The sequence below is a fragment of the Shewanella glacialimarina genome, from assembly GCF_020511155.1.
GTDB classification, from domain to species: Bacteria; Pseudomonadota; Gammaproteobacteria; order Enterobacterales; family Shewanellaceae; genus Shewanella; species Shewanella glacialimarina.
Genome location: NZ_CP041216.1, coordinates 1,351,082 through 1,368,987, shown reverse-complemented (window position 1 = coordinate 1,368,987; position 17,906 = coordinate 1,351,082). Strand labels below are relative to the sequence as shown.

Below are 17,906 nucleotides of genomic sequence, written 5' to 3'. Positions count from 1 at the left end.
GTGACACAAATAAAAATCACGACAACCTAATTGGGTTCTCGCGAACTTTGATTAGAATGAACCCGTGTCGAGCATTTTGTATCGAATGGCTAAGCGGGTCAATTCAACATCACCATTAATACCTAACTTAGCGAATAATCGGTAACGATAACTATTAACCGTTTTAGGACTTAGATTGAGCTTTTCAGAAATTTCATTTACTTTCTCACCGTTGGTTATCATCAGCATGATTTGTAACTCACGCTCTGAAAGGCTAGTAAAAGGATTTTCATCGCTGCTATCGAACTGGCTTAACGCCATTTGCTGCGCAATTTCAGGGGATAAATAACGCTGGCCACGAGACACTTGGCTAATTGCGCGGATAACCTCTGGGGAAGTTGAACCTTTGGTTAAGTAACCCGACGCTCCTGCTTGCATAACTTTTTTAGGGAAAGGGTCTTCAGTTTGTACCGTTAGTACTATTATTTTAGCATCAGGCTGATAACGTAGTATTTTACGTGTAGCTTCTAAACCGCCCATCCCAGGCATGTTCATGTCCATTAAAATAACATCAGCTTCATTCTGACGAGACCATTGTACGGCGGTTTCACCATCATGCGCTTCACCAACCACTTTAATCCCACGCTCATCTTCTAAAAGGCGACGGATCCCAGTACGAACTAACTCATGATCATCAACTAAATATACAGATATCAACTTCAACCACCTATTTATTATTTGCCATTCATCCTGAATGTTGGCATTTTTTGTTTTGCGAAACATCGACATAATAAAACATATGATGCTTTGAAGTTTCTAGCAGACAAATTTATCACTAATCCTTGAACTCACACAAGCAAGACAAGCACGATAAGCTAATTTTCAACTAAATAAAAATGGTCTGCGGCTCAAGCTGATTACTTACTGGCCACTTAAGGTCACAATAATACTGCGCGCCGAACCTTGGTCTCTGTGTTCACACAGGTAAATCCCCTGCCACGTCCCCATATTAAGGCGACCATGACTAATAGGAATAGTGAGTTCAGCACCAATGAGTGACGATTTAATATGCGCGGGCATATCATCAGCACCTTCATAGGTATGTCGATAATAGGGGGCATTTTCAGGCACCATAACATTGAAATGTCGTTCAAAATCGCCCCTTACCGTTGGGTCGGCATTTTCATTTAATGTCAGTGATGCTGAAGTGTGTTGGATGAAAAAATGCGCCAAGCCTATTTCAAAGGTTTTAAGCTCAGGTAATTGTTGCAATAACTCATCTTCAACAAGGTGAAAGCCTCGTCTTCTAGCCGCTAGTTGGATGCTTTTTTGAAACCACATCATTTTCTCGCTTAGGGTCTATTTTTAATAACATTTTTATCAGAACTATCGGAGTTCAACTTCAAGTAAATGATCCATAAAATGCATGCCATGGGCTAACTCATATTGCTTTTTGGTGAGCGCACCATAGGCAAAGTGCGGCGCTAGGACTCCATCATAGGCTCGAAAATCAATTAATGATTGTTTAAAACGCGCATAAGCATTTGTGAGGTTATGACTCGTATTCAACAGTAAATGCTTATCCAAAATTGCTGCACCCGGAATAGGTTCACTTAAATTATGGGACATTTTTCTTTTTGACTCAAACATAGCAAATGCCAATGACCCAAGAGTTACTTTAAATAGATCAGATTTGTGTTGCGGATAACCCAACATTGAATACTCCACACTCTGTGCGCAGTGCTGCAGAATTTGAGCTACATCCCACTCTCCATTAGCGACTGGATGACTTATCATAACCTTATCAAGCAATGTAATCATGGAGTCTATATCAAGTGGTACCACTTCAGGTTCTACACTCACCCAAGCTGTGCCACCTATGGTTAGCATGGTAGCCGTGGTTAAACTGAACTGCATAAACTGTCTTCTATTCATCATGACGCCCATTTCATATTATTTATCTAACCAATGCACCTTATTGTCACTCTGATTACAGTATTTATCTTGTAACCTTTGTGGTACATTTTTGTACATATATATAATACTCACAAAATTACTATGCATCGCCAATTATTGATATTACTTATTTTTGCCGTCTTATCGGTACAATCTGCCCACAGCAAACCTATTGTTAAGGTTGCTGGTTATCAATTTGCGCCCTACTTGAACCAATCAAGTGATGGACTTTATACTGGGTTATCGATTGATGTTGTAAAAGCATTGAATGGCATTCAATCAGAAGTACAATTTGAATTTGTTGCGACGAGTATTGGTAACCGCTATAAAGCGTATAAGATGGACCGTTATGACATGATATTATTTGAAAGCCCTATTTGGGGTTGGCAAGATATTGAACATGAATTTGTGCCATTGCACATTAATGATGGTGAACTCTTTATTGCGCTAAAAGACAAGGCTATCGAACAACAATATTTTGATAGCTTTAGCGGTAAAGTCCTCAGCCTGGTAAGAGGATATCATTATGCATTTGCTCAGTGGCAAGCTGACCCAAAGGCACTTAATAATGATTACAATATTCAATTCGTCAGATCAAACGAGGCTTCAATTGTGAGCATACTCAGAGGGCGAGCAAATATTGCTCCGGTAACCTGGTCTTACTTACAATTTTATTTAGCCCAGTATCCAGAGGTCAAATCTCAGCTACTAATTTCTAACAAATGGGACCAAAAATATGACCATGGAGTTTTATTAAATCCCAAAGCACCTATTAGCAAGCAACAACTTACAAAATGGATATCACTGCTGCAAGAGCAAAATATATTACCCCGATTAGCGGCAAACTATGGCTTATAAACTATGGCTTATAAACTATGGCTTATGAACAGTGGTTTATAAACAATGACATATAAAATAAGTTTATAGACTAAGCGTATTAATTTTTCAGATAACAAATTATAAGCTAACAAAAAACCGTATTCATTGAATACGGTTTTTCTGTATTCGCAAGGTAGCGTTATTAATGTTGGGATGCTACATGGTCACCATCGACCAATAGTCCAGTCGTTTTTGAGGCTCATAGACAACGGTTTTGCACAACTCTTTATATTGCCCCATTAACCCGCCTAAATTAGACGAGCCACCTAACTTAGCAATTTGTTGTTGTTTCTCGGCTATAATATCTTTTGCTACTTGTTCTGCACTGCGATATTTTTCGGCTAATGTAGCAGCATCAGTAGCCGATATTTTTAAACGCTCACCCACTGCCTGCATTTGCGGTGCATTCATTGCACCAATCGCTTCCGAAGCAATTTGGTAATAGGCTGCACACTGAACAACTTCATCGGCAAAGGCTTTCTCGGCCTGATCTTGTGCATAGACAGCTTGGCTTAAACATACTAACGAGGCCGTTAATAACCATTTCAATTTAATACTCATATCCCGTCCTATTTAGTGTGCTGGTTTTAAACAAATACGTCTTTAAAACCAAAGATACCATTAAAAACCATGCGTTGCATGACTTACCCTAAACCACCCCGCGATACTGTTACGGGTTTTTAATGTTGGTAACACTTCATGGGGAAACCGCTCACTTAAAAATATGGCTAACGTGCCCATCTGAGGCTGTACCATTTCTAGCAGTATATCGAACTCATCGTAAATAAGCAGTTCGCCACCATCGTCCAATTGCCAATGTGGATTTAAGAAAAATACCGTTGTAAGAATTCGATTTTGGCTGCCTTTTAAAGCATCAACATGCTTTTTATAATGTGCGCCAGGCTCATAAACTGCATAGTGGCTCTCATAATCAAACAACCCCATAAATAAGCGTCGATTAAGGCCCTCTCTAAGTTGTTCCATAATAGACAGGTATGCTTTGTCTGTGTGGTCTTGTTTATCAAGCCAACTGATTTTATCTGAGCGGATCTCAGCATTAACTTGCTGTTCAATACCACGACCAATAGCCGCATATTTAAAATCAATGTCATGCTTAGCCTGCATTTTTTCAAGTAGGGCTAAACTAACATAATCAGGAATGATATCTGATAAAAGACTATATCCTTTATCGACTAACGCATCTGCGATCACATCCAGCACTGCTTCACTTATAGGCGAAACCATACATGCTACATCCAAAGAGACGACGCTTTTTACTTTACTTTAGGACTTAAAAAACAAGATTAAGTCAGAATTTCGAGGGGGCGTGGTTTGCTAAATTTAAAGGGAATAATTAAATACGCCCGAATTTTTCAATAGAGTGTGAATACCCATTTAGGCTGCGAATACTAGTTTAACAATGGCATTATGACAACAAAATAAATATCACCCTATCGATATCGATTTCAAAATTAAACATCAATTAATTCAAAACGTCCAACAATAACCTTAGAACTACTATATCACTGGTATAGATAGCTTTTTATAATTAATATATTTAACCTCAACTCGGAATAATAAATGCGTATCAAATAGCTCTTTGCACCGCTAACTGCGTTGAAATTCTTAAGTTAGATGTATATTCAAACAATTTCAGTACTATTTATGTTCTATAACTCACGGCATTACTGTAGTATGCCGCCCCAAATATTTAATATAGAGATTGTTATGTTGAGCGATGTGCACCATGGTGCGGATAAAAGGTATTGTGAATCCATTCTTTGCTGGGTGGGCCATTTATCAAATGAAGATTGGCCGTTAGACTTTCAACATTTCTCCTCGTTTGACCAATTAAAATCGAGCGGCCTAAAACCTGCTCTGATTGTGTTGTCGCTACCAGAGGATCAACAAGACAAGCAACTCGACGCAATTAGAAAAGATGATGAGTTATCGCTTTGCCTTTTGCTCGTTATTAAGGAAAGCAAGCTGTCTGGGTATTTATCCAATGGCATGTTAACTCAAAATGTCACCACTCAGCTTGACACCTTTTTAGAAAAATCTTCCCTAGTCAAACTGGATTATCAAGATAATTTAGCGTTTAAACTACTTTGTTATATGTGGCTACATAGCGACAGTATTCTTGAACCAATGCGCCAGCCTCAAAGCTCGCGACTATATGTTTATCCACTATTGCAAGCTTGGGGAATAGCGCCTGAAGATTGTTTTTCATGGCTAAATGGTATTAGACAAAATAACTGGATTGAAACCGACCATTTAGTCAATCGGATCAGACTATGCCCAGACTGTCATTGCGGCCATTTAAACTACATTGATATATGCCCAAGTTGTAAAAATATTGATATTGGTAATCGAAGTAGTTTGCATTGCTTCAATTGTGGCCATGTGGGTGCTAAAGACGATTTCAAAAAATTAACCAGCTTACAGTGTCCTAATTGTTTACAACATTTACGCCATATTGGGGTGGATTATGACCGCCCAATAGAAAATCAGCACTGTAATAATTGTGAACATATTTTTGTAGAAGCACAGGTTGAAGCTCAATGTTTACAGTGCGGACAAGCTCATGCGATTGATGCTCTGCATGTTAGAAATGTATATGGATTCAAGCTGACTAGCCAAGGTCGAATATTAGCAATTCAAGGTAAAAAGCACACTTTGTTTTCACTCTCTGCAGGAGAGCAAATGAGTCTGCAGCAGTTATTATGGTTAATTGATTGGCAAAACAAATTAGCTAAAAGGCATAAACATACCCATACCCTACTGTGTATACAGCTGATTAATTTTAATCAATTTTTACAATCTGAAGGTGAAGCCAAGGCTCTAATGCAATTGGATGCTTTTCAAGACAGATTAAGAAGTATTGTTCGAGTAACCGATGCATGTACAAACTATACCGATAATGGCCTGTTAATATTGCTCCCGATGACAAATACAAAACAGTTGCAATCAATTTACTCAAAACTACTGAATGTAAAAGAGTATCAAGATAAATCAAATATTGAATTTACCGTTAAAGCCATTAGCTTACCAGCGGATATAGGTGATAAGGTTGAAGATTGGCTCACAGACCAAATTTTAACCACCAAGTCTATAACGATATGAGCGAACTACATACAATACTTTATATCTTTACAGATATTTGGTATCAACTCGCTAATCATATGCTGTTTTTTATATGGCTTTTACCGCTAATATTTATTTATGAATTACCTCTAATGATGATAGTTATCAGTGGTATTTTACGCTTTCACTATGTGACATTCATTCAAACACCGAAAGCTTCCATTTATCAACCCAAAGTATCTTGTATTATTACCTGTTACGCTGAAGGCAAGGCGGTAATGAGTACAATCTCATCACTCATTGAGCAGACCTACCCTGGAAATATTGAAATTATTGCGGTGGTAGATGGCGCGGTACAAAATGCACTAACTTATCAGTCGGCGATTCAATCTGCACAGGCGTGCAATCTACCCAATAGAAAAGTGATTGTTTTACCTAAATGGCAAAGAGGTGGCCGAGTATCAACTTTAAATGCAGGATTACACTTTGCTAGCGGTGAAATAGTGATAAATGCCGATGCTGATACTTCATTTGATAATGATATGGTCAGCCAGGTGGTGCCGTATTTTGAAGATCCAAATGTACCCGCCTTAGGCGGCGCACTAAGAGTACGAAATGTTTCCCAATCGATTGTGACTCGTATGCAAGCAATCGAATATTTAATCTCTATGCAGGGTGGAAAAACCGGGTTAAGTCAATGGAACCTTATCAATAATATTTCAGGTGCGTTTGGTGCATTTCGTCGTACTTTTTTGATTCAAATAGGCGGCTGGGACACTCATACTGCTGAAGATTTAGATCTAACGATTAGGATTAAACAGTATTTTAAAAGGCACCCACAATGGCGAATTCCGTTTGCTACCCTAGCCATAGGACATACTGATGCCCCTGTTACTTTGAAAGAGCTTGTTTGGCAGAGGTTACGCTGGGATGGCGATTTACTTTTTCTTTATTTCAGAAAGCATTGGCCTGCATTTACACCAAAACTATTAGGGTTTAGCACCTTCATATTCACATTAATTTATGGCTTTTTACAAAATGTATTGATGCCATTTGTTATTTTTATTTACAGTGTCGGAATAGCGGCATTATATCCATGGCAATTTGTTGTTTCTATTTCCTTGGTTATTTACACCATTTACTTCTCTATTCTTTTATTTTTTTACATCTTTGTGCTGTGTGCTATTTCAGAGCGACTAAAACAAGATTTATCTTTAATTAAATGGTTACCACTCTACCCTTTTTACGCACTGTTTATGAGAATGGTGTGCTTGTTTGCCCTCTTGAATGAAATAATACGTCGGTCGCATGAAGAAAGCTCTATGGCACCTTGGTGGGTGTTAAAACGTGGGAGAAAATTTTAGTGAAAGTGAGTTATAACGCATCGCCTAAGTCCAGTAAGCCTCAAACTGATAGTGGATTAAAAGTACCCTATGCTGACGCTAAACGTAGCGGTTTTAAAACCCGTTGGTATTTATTACTGTTACTGGTAATTATTCCTTTAGTATTAATCTCTTGGATCCTAATTCGACCTGAAATATTTATTTTAGCTAACGGAATCATAACGACTGAACCTCTAGAGGTAAGATCACCTTATAATGGCGTGCTAGTTAATTTAGACGTCAGTGGTGGAGATAAAGTCAAAAAAGGCAACGTGATTCTTACCATATCAAACCCACAGCTTGACGCGAAAATAACAAAGCTAAAAGATCATCTCGACAAATTTGAGCGTGAAAGTGTTGGCTTAGACAATGCGATTTTCTTACAGCTGAGGCAGCGAATATCTATCGCCGAGGAAGGGGTGACGGCACAGGAACGATTGGTAAAACAATATCAAGACTTACAGCAAAAAAATAAAGGCCTTATTGCATCGGCAGAAATGGCAATGGTGCATCAAACCTATATTTCTTCTAAAATGGAACTCGCTAAGTCGAAAGCGGATTTAGCCCAAGAAAAACAACGCCAAAAAATACTGTCGTCTGCCGGCAGTGTAACATTATCTAAAAATGAAATTGAATTAGAACTTGTCAGCTTAATCGCCATCAAGAATCAGCTGACAACCACAGCGCCATTTGATAGTCAAATAGTCGATATAATGGTTCAGTCGGGGGAATATATTGTTGAGAACCAACCCATGTTACTGATCTCTGGTCGCAAAAAACCTGTTATTACTGCTTATCTAGCTCCTAAATACTTTAGCCACGCACAAATAGGACAACAGGCAACAATTAAGCTGCCTGATGGTAGTAAGCTCAGGGCAAAAATTTCTGAGCCAACTGAATTAGTGAGTCGATTACCACAGCAGTTATCAGGGCCTTTTGAAGGTGATAAGGCGGTGTTAAAAATAATTCTAACACCCGATGATTCACTTCCTGTAACCATTGAAGGTTTACCTGTAGAAGTTATTTTCGACTATCAGTAGTTAATGATGTTCCAAGGTCAAACTTGATAACGCAAATGGCCTGTGCCTAAACATAAACGTCCTCAGTTAACCTGAGGACGAAGTCTATATTTGGCTATGGGTCAGCACAACCTTATGATGCTCAGATTTATCTTGCCCTGCATCGAGTAAGTGTTCCTGCAATGCCTCATCTGCCGCTTGTTTACTTTGATTGACTTTTAACGCTAGGTACAAGTCTGAACGGATATAAATACCTTCATTGCCAGACTTCATCCCAGTCTGTTCAAACCATGAGAGTAATTGACGCTTTCTCCCAGCAAGCTCAAGCCGCACGCCGCGCTTTTTAAACAGCGCATCTAAATCGGCAAGCATTGCCATTACACTTAAATCTAAATGAGTAAAACACGGTACAGCATCAATAATAACGCATTTTATATCGCCTTTTTGTCTTGCGTATTGCTCTAACAATCGACGTTTAAAATAACCTGAATTAAAGTAAGTTAACGGTGAATTGAATCGATAGATGAAAATACCAGCCACAGGTTTCGCTTTGTCACTGCTATCTAAACTTCTGATCACCCCTTTTATATCAACCCCTAAAACCTGATCAGTTGGGCGCATAACGGTTCGAATAAATTGGAACAAACCCAATAACACGGCCAATGTAATCCCAGGGATAACACCAATGAACAATACCGCAAATAAGGTTATTGACGCTAGGTAAAAGGCTTGTTTGTCGCGTAGTCTTAATTGCCACACAGCTTTTAAATCTAAAAGATGCACTGACGCTATCACCAACACCACCCCGAGTGCTGCACTTGGAATAAACTCCAGCGGTGCAGTCAGAAAAATAGCAATAATGGCAATAATTGCCGCTGCAATAATTGACACCAATTGTGTTTTACCACCATTAGCATCATTTACCGCGGTACGGGAGTCAGCGCCACTTACTGCAAATCCCTGTGATAATGCTGAGGCTATATTCGCCAGCCCCAGTGCTCTAAACTCTTTATCTGCATCAATGTCATAACCATTTTTGGCCGCAAAACTGCGGGCAGTCAGCATCATACTGACAAAGCTGACTACCGCTAAGTTAAGCGCAGGCATAACAAGTTCGCGAATAATACCAACGTTAAATTCTGGCGCCTGAAATAAAGGTAATCCTCCTGCTACTTCACCTATGGTTTTGACATCAAATTGCTCAAGGTTAAATACCCAAACTAATATCGCCCCAAACGCGATGGCAAACATTGATGAGGGCCAGCTTGGTCTAAGCCGTTTCATGCCAAAATAAATCGCCACGGTTAATATAGCCATTAGTAGGGTGGGAACATGTGTTTTTGACAAATAAGTGGGTGCGCCACCTAAACGTTCAAGTAAGTATCTTTCGTCGAAAGTGAAACCGAATATTTTTGAAAACTGACCAACAATAATGGTAATTGCCACACCATTTAATAGCCCCATTAAAATTGGCTTGGACAGAAAATCAGCCAACACCCCTAATTTAAATCGGCTAGCAATTAAACACCAAAATCCGGTCATTGCGGTCATGGTCATAACCAGTTGCCAATGCTTAACACTGTCGCCGGCCGCCAGTGGCGTAACAACGGCTGCAATAACCGCACAAGTCGCCGCATCAGGCCCAACAATAAGTTGCCTTGAGGTGCCAAACAAAGCATATATCATCATAGGTAAGACGCAGGAATATAAACCAACAGCTGCGTTAACGCCGGTAAGTTGGGCATAAGCAATTGCAACCGGAAGCGCTACAGCAGCAACTGATAATGCCGCTTTAACATCATCCGCAAACCACTTTCGCTCATAGTTAATAAGTGTATTTAAACCTGGCATAAACTCGTACAAACGTGACAACACAGCAGTTTCCTTGTCATTAAAGCTAATGCAGCAATGATAGGTTTTTATTAAAAAAATTACAGCAACTTGTGTAATTTTTTTCTAGCACAGAAATGTGACATAAAAATGAACCTGTGCAGCATTAACCGATAATTGCCCTTAGTGGATATTAACAAGGTGCTTTAAGAGGATGAGAAAAATTGATACTTTTGATTACAAAATCTCAAATCCAAAGTACCAATTACATGTTAAACTACTCTACTGAAATATAATTTCTCATTTATTTGCTCCAAATGGCTTCTCTATAATTTCCTGAGGTTTTTGTGTCTCAATCTTCAAACAAAGCTGCCCTAAACACTTTTCCACATTTGGCAATGTTACTCCCTATGTTAGCGGCAATCGTTGCGATAACGCCCTTAGCAATTGATATGTACTTACCTGCTATGTCAACTTTAGCGAAAGGTTTTGGCACCGATGTGACCATGGTGCAGCAATCGCTAAGTATTTACCTGGCAGGCTATGCGTTAGGCATGCTGACTTTTGGCCCGATTGCTGACAGAGTTGGCCGTAAGCCATTAGTGATTACTGGGTTAATCGGTTTTAGTGTAATCAGCTTACTGCTTGGATTCAGTCAAACCATAGAGCAGTTTCTTATACTGCGCTTTTTACAAGCCTTTATCGGTGCAGCAGCCACTGTAGTGGTGCCTGGCTATATTAAAGAAATCTACGGTGACAATACTGCTAAAGGCATGTCTTACGTCAGTTTAATCATGATGTTAGCGCCGTTAATAGCCCCAACAATAGGCAGTTTTATATTAGAGCTGGGTGACTGGCACTTAATCTTTTTTGTATTAAGTTTTTACGCGGCATTATTACTTATCATTGTGTTAACAAAGTTAAAAATGCCCAGTGATACTGATTTAGAACAACGTAGCCAAAAATCTTTTTTTCGATCTTATTACACGGTATTTTCTCGCCAAGGTGTAAAATTACATATCACCAGTGGTGTACTGACCTCTTTTGCATTTTTCTGTTATTTAACTGCATCTCCATTTGTGTACATGGAAGTGTTTGAATTAGACAAGTCGCTATTTGCCATTCTATTCAGCTCTAATGTGGGTGCATTAATGTTAGCCAACATTGTTAACTCACGTATTGTCAGTCGTTATGGCTCAAAGCGTATGTTACATGTCGGTACTTTTTTTGCCACTATTGCCGCCATTGGTTTAGTGCTGGTGAATGTGTTTGATTTAAGTTATCACTTTACCGTGATAATGCTGATCCCATTAATGGGTGCATTAGGGATTATGTCAGTGAATGCTGATGCGATTGTGCTAATGAAATTTAAGCAAGAAACCGGCACGGCTACTGCGGTTATTGGTACATTACGATTTGGTTTTGGAGCAACAGCAGGTCCATTACTAGCCTATTTCTATACTGGTACAGCAGTGCCATTCGCCAGCTTAATGTTAGTGGCCATTTTAATGGTTGCCGCGTGTCAAATATTACAAAATTATCAAAGCAAATATCACACTCTTACTGATAACTGATAACTGATAACTGATAACTATCGTTGGTAAGTTAACGCGTAAATTCCTCAAAGCCATCAACCAAGCGTTTGATGGCTTTTTTGTTTGTCTAATCCAACATACTCTGGTGACAATAATCCTTTCACCTAGATTAAATATGAAATATTTTCAAATTAATTAAAAAAATAAACAAAACACTTGCAGTAAATATAGATTTACATATGATAAAGCTCATACGTTCTGCAGAGCGGATAATGGGTTTAAGGTACGTCTTACCCTTTAACAGACTTAAATAACCGTTTAAGTTTATTTTTTAGAACGATTACCGTCGTTGTATGCAAGATACTGTTTACCATAACGGTAACTTAAGAGGATTGATTTCATGGAAAAGCTTTCTGGCGCCAGTATGATTGTGCGCTCACTAATAGATGAAGGTGTTAGCCATATTTTTGGTTACCCGGGTGGTTCTGTTTTAGATATCTATGATGCCCTCCACAAAATAGCTGGTGTAGAACACATATTAGTTCGTCATGAGCAAGCTGCGGTTCACATGGCAGATGGTTATGCTCGCGCCACGGGTAAAGTTGGCGTGGTACTGGTAACCTCAGGTCCTGGTGCAACCAATGCCATTACCGGTATTGCAACAGCCTACATGGACTCTATCCCCTTAGTGGTGTTATCTGGCCAAGTGCCAAGCTCACTCATTGGTAATGATGCATTCCAAGAGTGTGACATGATTGGTATTTCTAGGCCCATCGTTAAACACAGCTTTTTAGTAAAAAACCCTGCTGATATTCCTGAAATCGTTAAAAAAGCATTTTTTATCGCCTCTACTGGTCGCCCTGGGCCTGTGGTTATCGATTTACCAAAAGACTGCCTAAGTCCTGATAACCTTTATGATTATGTCTATCCAGACAGCGTAAAAATGCGTTCATATAATCCAACGACTACCGGTCACAAAGGTCAAATCCGCCGTGGACTCCAAGCCTTATTAGCGGCTAAAAAACCGGTTCTTTATGTGGGTGGTGGCGCGATTATTTCAGAGTGTGACAAACAAATATTGTCACTTGCTGAGCAGCTTAATATTCCGGTAATTTGCACATTAATGGGCTTAGGCGCTTTCCCAGGCACTCATCAACAAAGCTTAGGCATGTTAGGTATGCACGGGACGTTTGAAGCTAACAACGCGATGCATAATTGTGATTTAATATTTGGTATTGGGGTACGTTTTGATGATCGTACGACTAACAATGTTGACAAATACTGTCCGAATGCCACTATTTTACACATTGATATTGACCCGGCATCTATTTCAAAAACGGTACGCGTAGACATTCCCATTGTAGGTTCAGCGGATAATATTCTTGATACCATGCTTGAACTGTTAGCAAGTAGCAAGGGTAAGAATGATACCGAAGCATTAGATGCTTGGTGGCAACAAATTACCCAATGGCGCGCTCAACAGTGTTTAGAATTTGACAGAACCACTGACCGTATCAAGCCGCAACAAGTTATCGAAACCTTATATAAGCTTACCAATGGTGACGCTTATGTTTCGTCCGATGTGGGTCAGCATCAGATGTTTGCCGCCCTTTATTACCCGTTTGATAAACCACGTCGTTGGATTAACTCTGGTGGACTTGGCACTATGGGCTTTGGCTTACCAGCCGCCATGGGCGTACAAATGGCCTTCCCAGACGAAACCGTAGTTTGCGTTACTGGCGATGGTTCTATTCAAATGAATATTCAAGAACTATCAACGGCACTGCAATATGATACCCCAGTTAAAATTATCAACTTGAATAACCGCTTTTTGGGCATGGTAAAACAATGGCAAGATATGATTTATTCTGGTCGCCATTCGCACTCCTACATGGATTCTGTGCCTAATTTCGCCAAAATTGCCGAAGCTTATGGCCATGTAGGTATAACAATTAGCGATCCAAAAGAGCTAGAGTCAAAATTGGCCGAAGCATTAGCCATAAAAGATCGATTAGTATTTGTAGATATTAGTGTTGATGAGACAGAACACGTTTATCCAATGCTAATTCGTGGTGGAGCAATGAACGAAATGTGGTTAAGCAAAACGGAGAAAAGCTAATGCGTCGTATTATTTCTGTATTACTTGAAAACCAACCCGGTGCACTTTCTCGCGTTGTAGGCTTGTTTTCACAACGTGGTTACAACATTGAAAGCTTAACCGTTGCACCAACGGAAGATAACACACTGTCACGTTTAAACATTACCGTAATAGCGGATGCAAAAGTGTTAGAGCAAATTGAAAAACAACTGCATAAGCTTATTGATATTCTAAAAGTGGCTAACATTACTGAGGCCGCGCACATTGAACGCGAGCTAGCTCTGGTCAAGGTCAAAGCTATTGGTGATGTGCGTGAAGAAGTTAAACGTACTGCGGATATTTTTCGTGGCCAAATAGTTGATGTAACAGCAAGCCTTTACACCATCCAAATGGCTGGAACCAGTGATAAAGTTGATGCCTTTATTGGTGCCTTAACAGAAGTTACTAAGGTGATTGAAGTGTCTCGTTCAGGCGTGGTGGGGCTGTCTCGTGGTGAAAAATCAATGCGGGCATAAGCTAAATTGAATTAACCAGTACCATAGTTTGTAAACATAAAAGAGCCACAGGTTAAACTGTAGCTCTTTTATTTGTGGAGCTATTTTTATATTGATTCATTGTAGACGCATAACGTCAATCATTCAGTTAACAGCATAAACCATTAATAAATTTAATTCATAAATGAGGATATTGTTTAAAATCAATCTCAAGTTACAGCATAAAGTTAATAACTTAATTATAGTAAAAATTTACGCCATGGTAATCAATGCAATATAAATGTTCCAACCTGAGCACGCATGGTACTCGCAAGCTTTGATAAATTATTCACTGAATGACTTAATTGCTCTGCTGCCATAGTCGAGTGCTGGGCAATATCACTGATAGCTATAATGCTGCGATTGATACTTTCTGCCACACTCGATTGTTCTTCTGCTGCCGAAGCAATATGGGTGTTTAACTCGGTAATGTTATCAACCGAAGAGACAATTTCTTTTAGCGCATCGCCAGCTAAATTTGTGTTTTTGTTAGCTTCATTCACCTGTCCTACGCCTGACTCCATAGAAATAACCGCTTTTTTTACCCCTTGTTGCAAGTTATCAATCATGATTTCAATCTGCAGTGTCGACTCTTGAGTACGCTTAGCTAAGGTACGCACTTCATCGGCAACAACCGCAAAACCGCGACCTTGTTCGCCGGCTCTCGCAGCCTCAATAGCAGCATTTAACGCAAGTAAATTAGTTTGTTCAGCAATACTTTTAATCACGTCCAGCACTTGTCCTATATTTTGGCTTTCACTAGCAAGGTGTGTAATAACCTCAGATGTTTGCTGAATTTTAGTCGACAAAAGTGACATACTTTTAATAGACTGTTGAACGATTAGATCACCATTTTGGGCATGACTGTCGGCATTTTGGGCAGAGTCTGCAGCAGCTGTCGTACTTTGAGCAACCTCAGCAACCGTTGCAGTCATTTGGTTCATCGCTGCAGCTGTTTGCTCAGTTTCACACTGCTGTTTTTGCATCCGGTTGTTAGTTTCTCGGGTAAAATCATTCAAGCTATCAGCAGAACTATTAATCGTATTCGCCGCATCAGATATTGACTCAAGAATCCCCCTCAAATGTTCAATGACTCCGGTTAAATTAATAGATATTTGGCCCAACTCATCATCATTAAACTGCTTAAAAACTAAGGTTAAGTCAGAGTCTTTTTTAATCACTTTTAACTTAGAAAGGATATCGGTAATAGGTGACATTACACTTGTTCTTACCCATCGGCTCAATATGATGCTAGCAATTATCGCGATTGCGGTTAGAAAAAGAAATAAGTTCACAGAAGCTTTGTAAACCTCATTCACAGCTTGCGTTTCATTTCCGGCAACTTGTATCTGCAGTGATACTAGTTCTGCTATTTTACCGCTAATAGGATCTATTACTTGATACAAAGGAATAATATCTGAACTTAATTGCCCGGATATATTGCCTGATAATGTATTGAGTTTACTGATTAACATATCTATTTGCCTGTCAGCAGGCACAAACATCGCATTCGCTTCTTTAACTAAACGGGCCTCTTCTGTTGTCAGTTCAGTCGCCATATATTTAGTCCAAAGAAACTCAATGTTTTTTCTAGCATTTCTCAATGCATCAGCTGCATCTTGTGCACTAAAATCTCCGGCGTTTGCTTTATTGATAGCATCAATAACATACACAGCATAATCGTCTCCAATGACTTTTAAGTCCTCAAGAGGCACCACTCTATCATGGTATATTCGTACCACCCCTTGCTCAATTTTACCCATCATATTAATGGCAATGCCACAGATACAAATAAGCAGTGCAAGTGGAATTAAAGAGCTTAACAGCATCTTATGTTTAATTTGTAGGCTCATAAAATGTCACCATCGTAAACGATTGAATTCATCCATTCTAATGGTTCAGTCATTCCATAAAGGGAACCTAAATACGTTTAGATATTTTTTAAAGCTATCATAATGACTCAACAACAATTTGTTACCAAAATGTAATCGTCACTAAAATAAAGTATTGCACTGAGTAGGTTTTATGCTAGGCAGAGAAACAAAAAATTTTATTTTGTATCGGGAATGGTACATAAAGTTATAACGTTAAAAACCATCCCTCTGATATCAAAACGATTTCATTATATAAAAATCTGCACAAGCTTGCTTTTGATGTTAACGAGGCGGGATATTTAGGTAATAATTAGTTAAATGTTATATTTTTAAAATAATTGGAGTAAAAACTTAAAACAACAGTGTTAATAAAATGTTAACCTAATATTGATTTAAACTGACAATAACCATGCCTTAAAATCACTTATGGTAAACACCTTCAAAATAACTTTATAAAACTGACTATAAAACATTCAAACACGAGCCCCTTTATTGTCATAAAATGACTAATTTTTAACTGTTGCAATCTTTTTTTTCTCCTCTATGTTGATTGCTGAAAGTAAAAAAAATTAAATTAACCCCCTAATTATAATAAAAATGCTAGCGCTACTATTACCTTCATTGAACACAATAATGTTAGTCGTAATAGTGGCCGCAGTAGCAGAACATAGACAAGGATATCAGATGAATAAATCACTATTTTTACTCCTGGCGGGCTTACTCAGTGGTGCAGCTCAAGCCGCTGTAGGTGGCCATCCAATCGTATTAGTACATGGCTTTCAACCCGACAACTTACAAAGTAAGCCAACAGGCACTCAGGTTAGTAATAATGGCGATCAATATTGGGCTCAGTATTGGCGGGATCGCGCCGATGAACGTATCGATTGGCCATCACATGAGCGTATAGCCAATAAAATCACTAGCAATTACGTATGGCCTAAATTACAGCAAATGTCCCGTGATGGAACCTGTGCCAGTGGCTGTGTGTTTATCACTCACTCGACAGGTGATTTAGTCACCCGTTATATTATTGATAATCAAGCACTATGGTTACAAAATGCCGGTCTGCAGCCATTAAACATTGTGGCCACCTTCGATTTTGCAGGTGCGGGTGGTGGTGTTGAATTAGCCGATCTTGCCGTCAATGTTGCCAATGGCTCAGGACTTATCGATGCAACCTTAAGGTTTGCAGTGTCCTTATGGCTAGGCACCACTCCAACACCATCAACAATTGGTGTACTTAATGATTTACGTGTTAATAGTGCCCGCCAGCTTGCGCCCTTTCCAGAAAGTAGAGTACCCCGCTTACGTTTTGCGGGTGCTGGGTCTGACTTTTTTGGAGCTACGGGTGCATTTTTACCCGGTGAAGATGATGGCGTAGTCGCCAGCCACTCAAGCTGTGGTGCAGCATCGGTAGGCAGTTATAACAGCTGCTCACGCAGTGTCGCATTTGATGGCAAACTTCAATCTGTCAGTGGCCCGAGCCAGTTTATGCCGTATCATTACCCTATGTTAATGAGCGAAGGCTACAGTCATGGTGACACTATTTTAAACAGTGCCAAAGATGAAGTCACCACAGCTAACAGCAGTGCTAATTACCTAAATGGTGACAATTTGCAATTTAATACCTATGAAGAAAAACGCGGTTGGTGGGTGTTTAGTTCACGTTATCGACTAGTCCGCAACTCGGCGAATACCAGTATGTCATCCCTTGTGTATCAGGCGGCTAATTAATCA

At 39.4% G+C, this 17,906-nt stretch carries 15 protein-coding genes; 8 read left to right on the top strand and 7 right to left on the bottom strand.

Translation table 11 applies throughout. The features are described from left to right. Nucleotides 1-51: 51 nt before the first annotated feature. The 3 genes from uvrY to FJ709_RS05930 all read right to left on the bottom strand — a co-directional run bounded on the left by uvrY (nt 52) and on the right by FJ709_RS05930 (nt 1,914). Nucleotides 52-696 (bottom strand): UvrY/SirA/GacA family response regulator transcription factor, encoded by a 645-nt coding sequence (gene uvrY, locus FJ709_RS05940; protein ID WP_226414368.1) that lies wholly within the window; start codon nt 694-696, stop codon nt 52-54. 204 nt (nt 697-900) lie between these two features. Further along, nucleotides 901-1,323, bottom strand: a complete 423-nt coding sequence (locus FJ709_RS05935) for a secondary thiamine-phosphate synthase enzyme YjbQ (RefSeq protein ID WP_226414366.1) — start codon at nt 1,321-1,323, stop codon at nt 901-903. A 42-nt stretch (nt 1,324-1,365) separates the two neighbouring features. Beyond that, complete coding sequence (locus tag FJ709_RS05930) at nt 1,366-1,914, bottom strand: DUF1569 domain-containing protein (RefSeq protein ID WP_226414364.1); 549 nt, start codon at nt 1,912-1,914, stop codon at nt 1,366-1,368. A 123-nt stretch (nt 1,915-2,037) separates the two neighbouring features. Between FJ709_RS05930 and FJ709_RS05925 the strand changes: the two genes are divergently transcribed. Then, the gene (locus FJ709_RS05925) at nt 2,038-2,793 is read left to right on the top strand and encodes a substrate-binding periplasmic protein (RefSeq protein WP_226414362.1); all 756 of its coding nucleotides are present in this window, start codon (nt 2,038-2,040) and stop codon (nt 2,791-2,793) included. A gap of 177 nt (nt 2,794-2,970) precedes the next feature. Here FJ709_RS05925 and FJ709_RS05920 read toward each other — a convergent pair whose 3' ends face one another. Both FJ709_RS05920 and FJ709_RS05915 read right to left on the bottom strand, forming a co-directional pair. Further along, nucleotides 2,971-3,375: a hypothetical protein gene (locus tag FJ709_RS05920; RefSeq protein ID WP_226414360.1), complete on the bottom strand. Its 405-nt coding sequence runs from the start codon at nt 3,373-3,375 to the stop codon at nt 2,971-2,973. A 60-nt stretch (nt 3,376-3,435) separates the two neighbouring features. Next, the gene (locus FJ709_RS05915) at nt 3,436-4,059 is read right to left on the bottom strand and encodes a 2OG-Fe(II) oxygenase (protein ID WP_226414358.1); all 624 of its coding nucleotides are present in this window, start codon (nt 4,057-4,059) and stop codon (nt 3,436-3,438) included. A gap of 483 nt (nt 4,060-4,542) precedes the next feature. Between FJ709_RS05915 and FJ709_RS05910 the strand changes: the two genes are divergently transcribed. From FJ709_RS05910 to FJ709_RS05900, 3 genes are all read left to right on the top strand, one after another. Next, the gene (locus FJ709_RS05910; protein WP_226414355.1) at nt 4,543-5,937 is read left to right on the top strand and encodes a TackOD1 domain-containing metal-binding protein; all 1,395 of its coding nucleotides are present in this window, start codon (nt 4,543-4,545) and stop codon (nt 5,935-5,937) included. A 113-nt stretch (nt 5,938-6,050) separates the two neighbouring features. After that, nucleotides 6,051-7,262 carry a glycosyltransferase family 2 protein gene (locus tag FJ709_RS05905; protein ID WP_226414352.1) on the top strand — a complete coding sequence of 404 codons (1,212 nt, stop codon included), beginning with the start codon at nt 6,051-6,053 and terminating at the stop codon, nt 7,260-7,262. Beyond that, a complete protein-coding gene (locus FJ709_RS05900; RefSeq protein ID WP_226414349.1) occupies nt 7,232-8,320 on the top strand; it encodes an HlyD family secretion protein in 1,089 nt (362 codons plus the stop codon). Before FJ709_RS05905 ends, FJ709_RS05900 begins: the two co-directional genes overlap by 31 nt. Nucleotides 8,321-8,404: 84 nt before the next feature. Here the strand turns inward: FJ709_RS05900 and FJ709_RS05895 are convergent, their stop codons facing one another. After that, the gene (locus FJ709_RS05895; RefSeq protein ID WP_226414347.1) at nt 8,405-10,174 is read right to left on the bottom strand and encodes a SulP family inorganic anion transporter; all 1,770 of its coding nucleotides are present in this window, start codon (nt 10,172-10,174) and stop codon (nt 8,405-8,407) included. Between the two features lie 353 nt (nt 10,175-10,527). On the opposite strand from FJ709_RS05895, the gene FJ709_RS05890 reads away from it, so the two are divergent. From FJ709_RS05890 to ilvN, 3 genes are all read left to right on the top strand, one after another. Further along, a complete protein-coding gene (locus FJ709_RS05890; RefSeq protein WP_404830045.1) occupies nt 10,528-11,703 on the top strand; it encodes a multidrug effflux MFS transporter in 1,176 nt (391 codons plus the stop codon). Between the two features lie 361 nt (nt 11,704-12,064). Continuing rightward, entirely contained in the window at nt 12,065-13,783 is a 1,719-nt protein-coding gene (locus FJ709_RS05885) for an acetolactate synthase 3 large subunit (RefSeq protein WP_226414344.1), read from the top strand. Next, nucleotides 13,783-14,277, top strand: coding sequence for an acetolactate synthase small subunit (gene ilvN, locus FJ709_RS05880; protein ID WP_226414341.1), 495 nt, complete (start codon nt 13,783-13,785; stop codon nt 14,275-14,277). Before FJ709_RS05885 ends, ilvN begins: the two co-directional genes overlap by 1 nt. Nucleotides 14,278-14,522: 245 nt before the next feature. Here the strand turns inward: ilvN and FJ709_RS05875 are convergent, their stop codons facing one another. Then, nucleotides 14,523-16,148 carry a methyl-accepting chemotaxis protein gene (locus FJ709_RS05875; protein ID WP_226414338.1) on the bottom strand — a complete coding sequence of 542 codons (1,626 nt, stop codon included), beginning with the start codon at nt 16,146-16,148 and terminating at the stop codon, nt 14,523-14,525. Between the two features lie 705 nt (nt 16,149-16,853). Between FJ709_RS05875 and FJ709_RS05870 the strand changes: the two genes are divergently transcribed. Beyond that, nucleotides 16,854-17,903, top strand: a complete 1,050-nt coding sequence (locus FJ709_RS05870) for a hypothetical protein (RefSeq protein ID WP_226414335.1) — start codon at nt 16,854-16,856, stop codon at nt 17,901-17,903. The last annotated feature ends 3 nt before the right edge of the window (nt 17,904-17,906 follow it).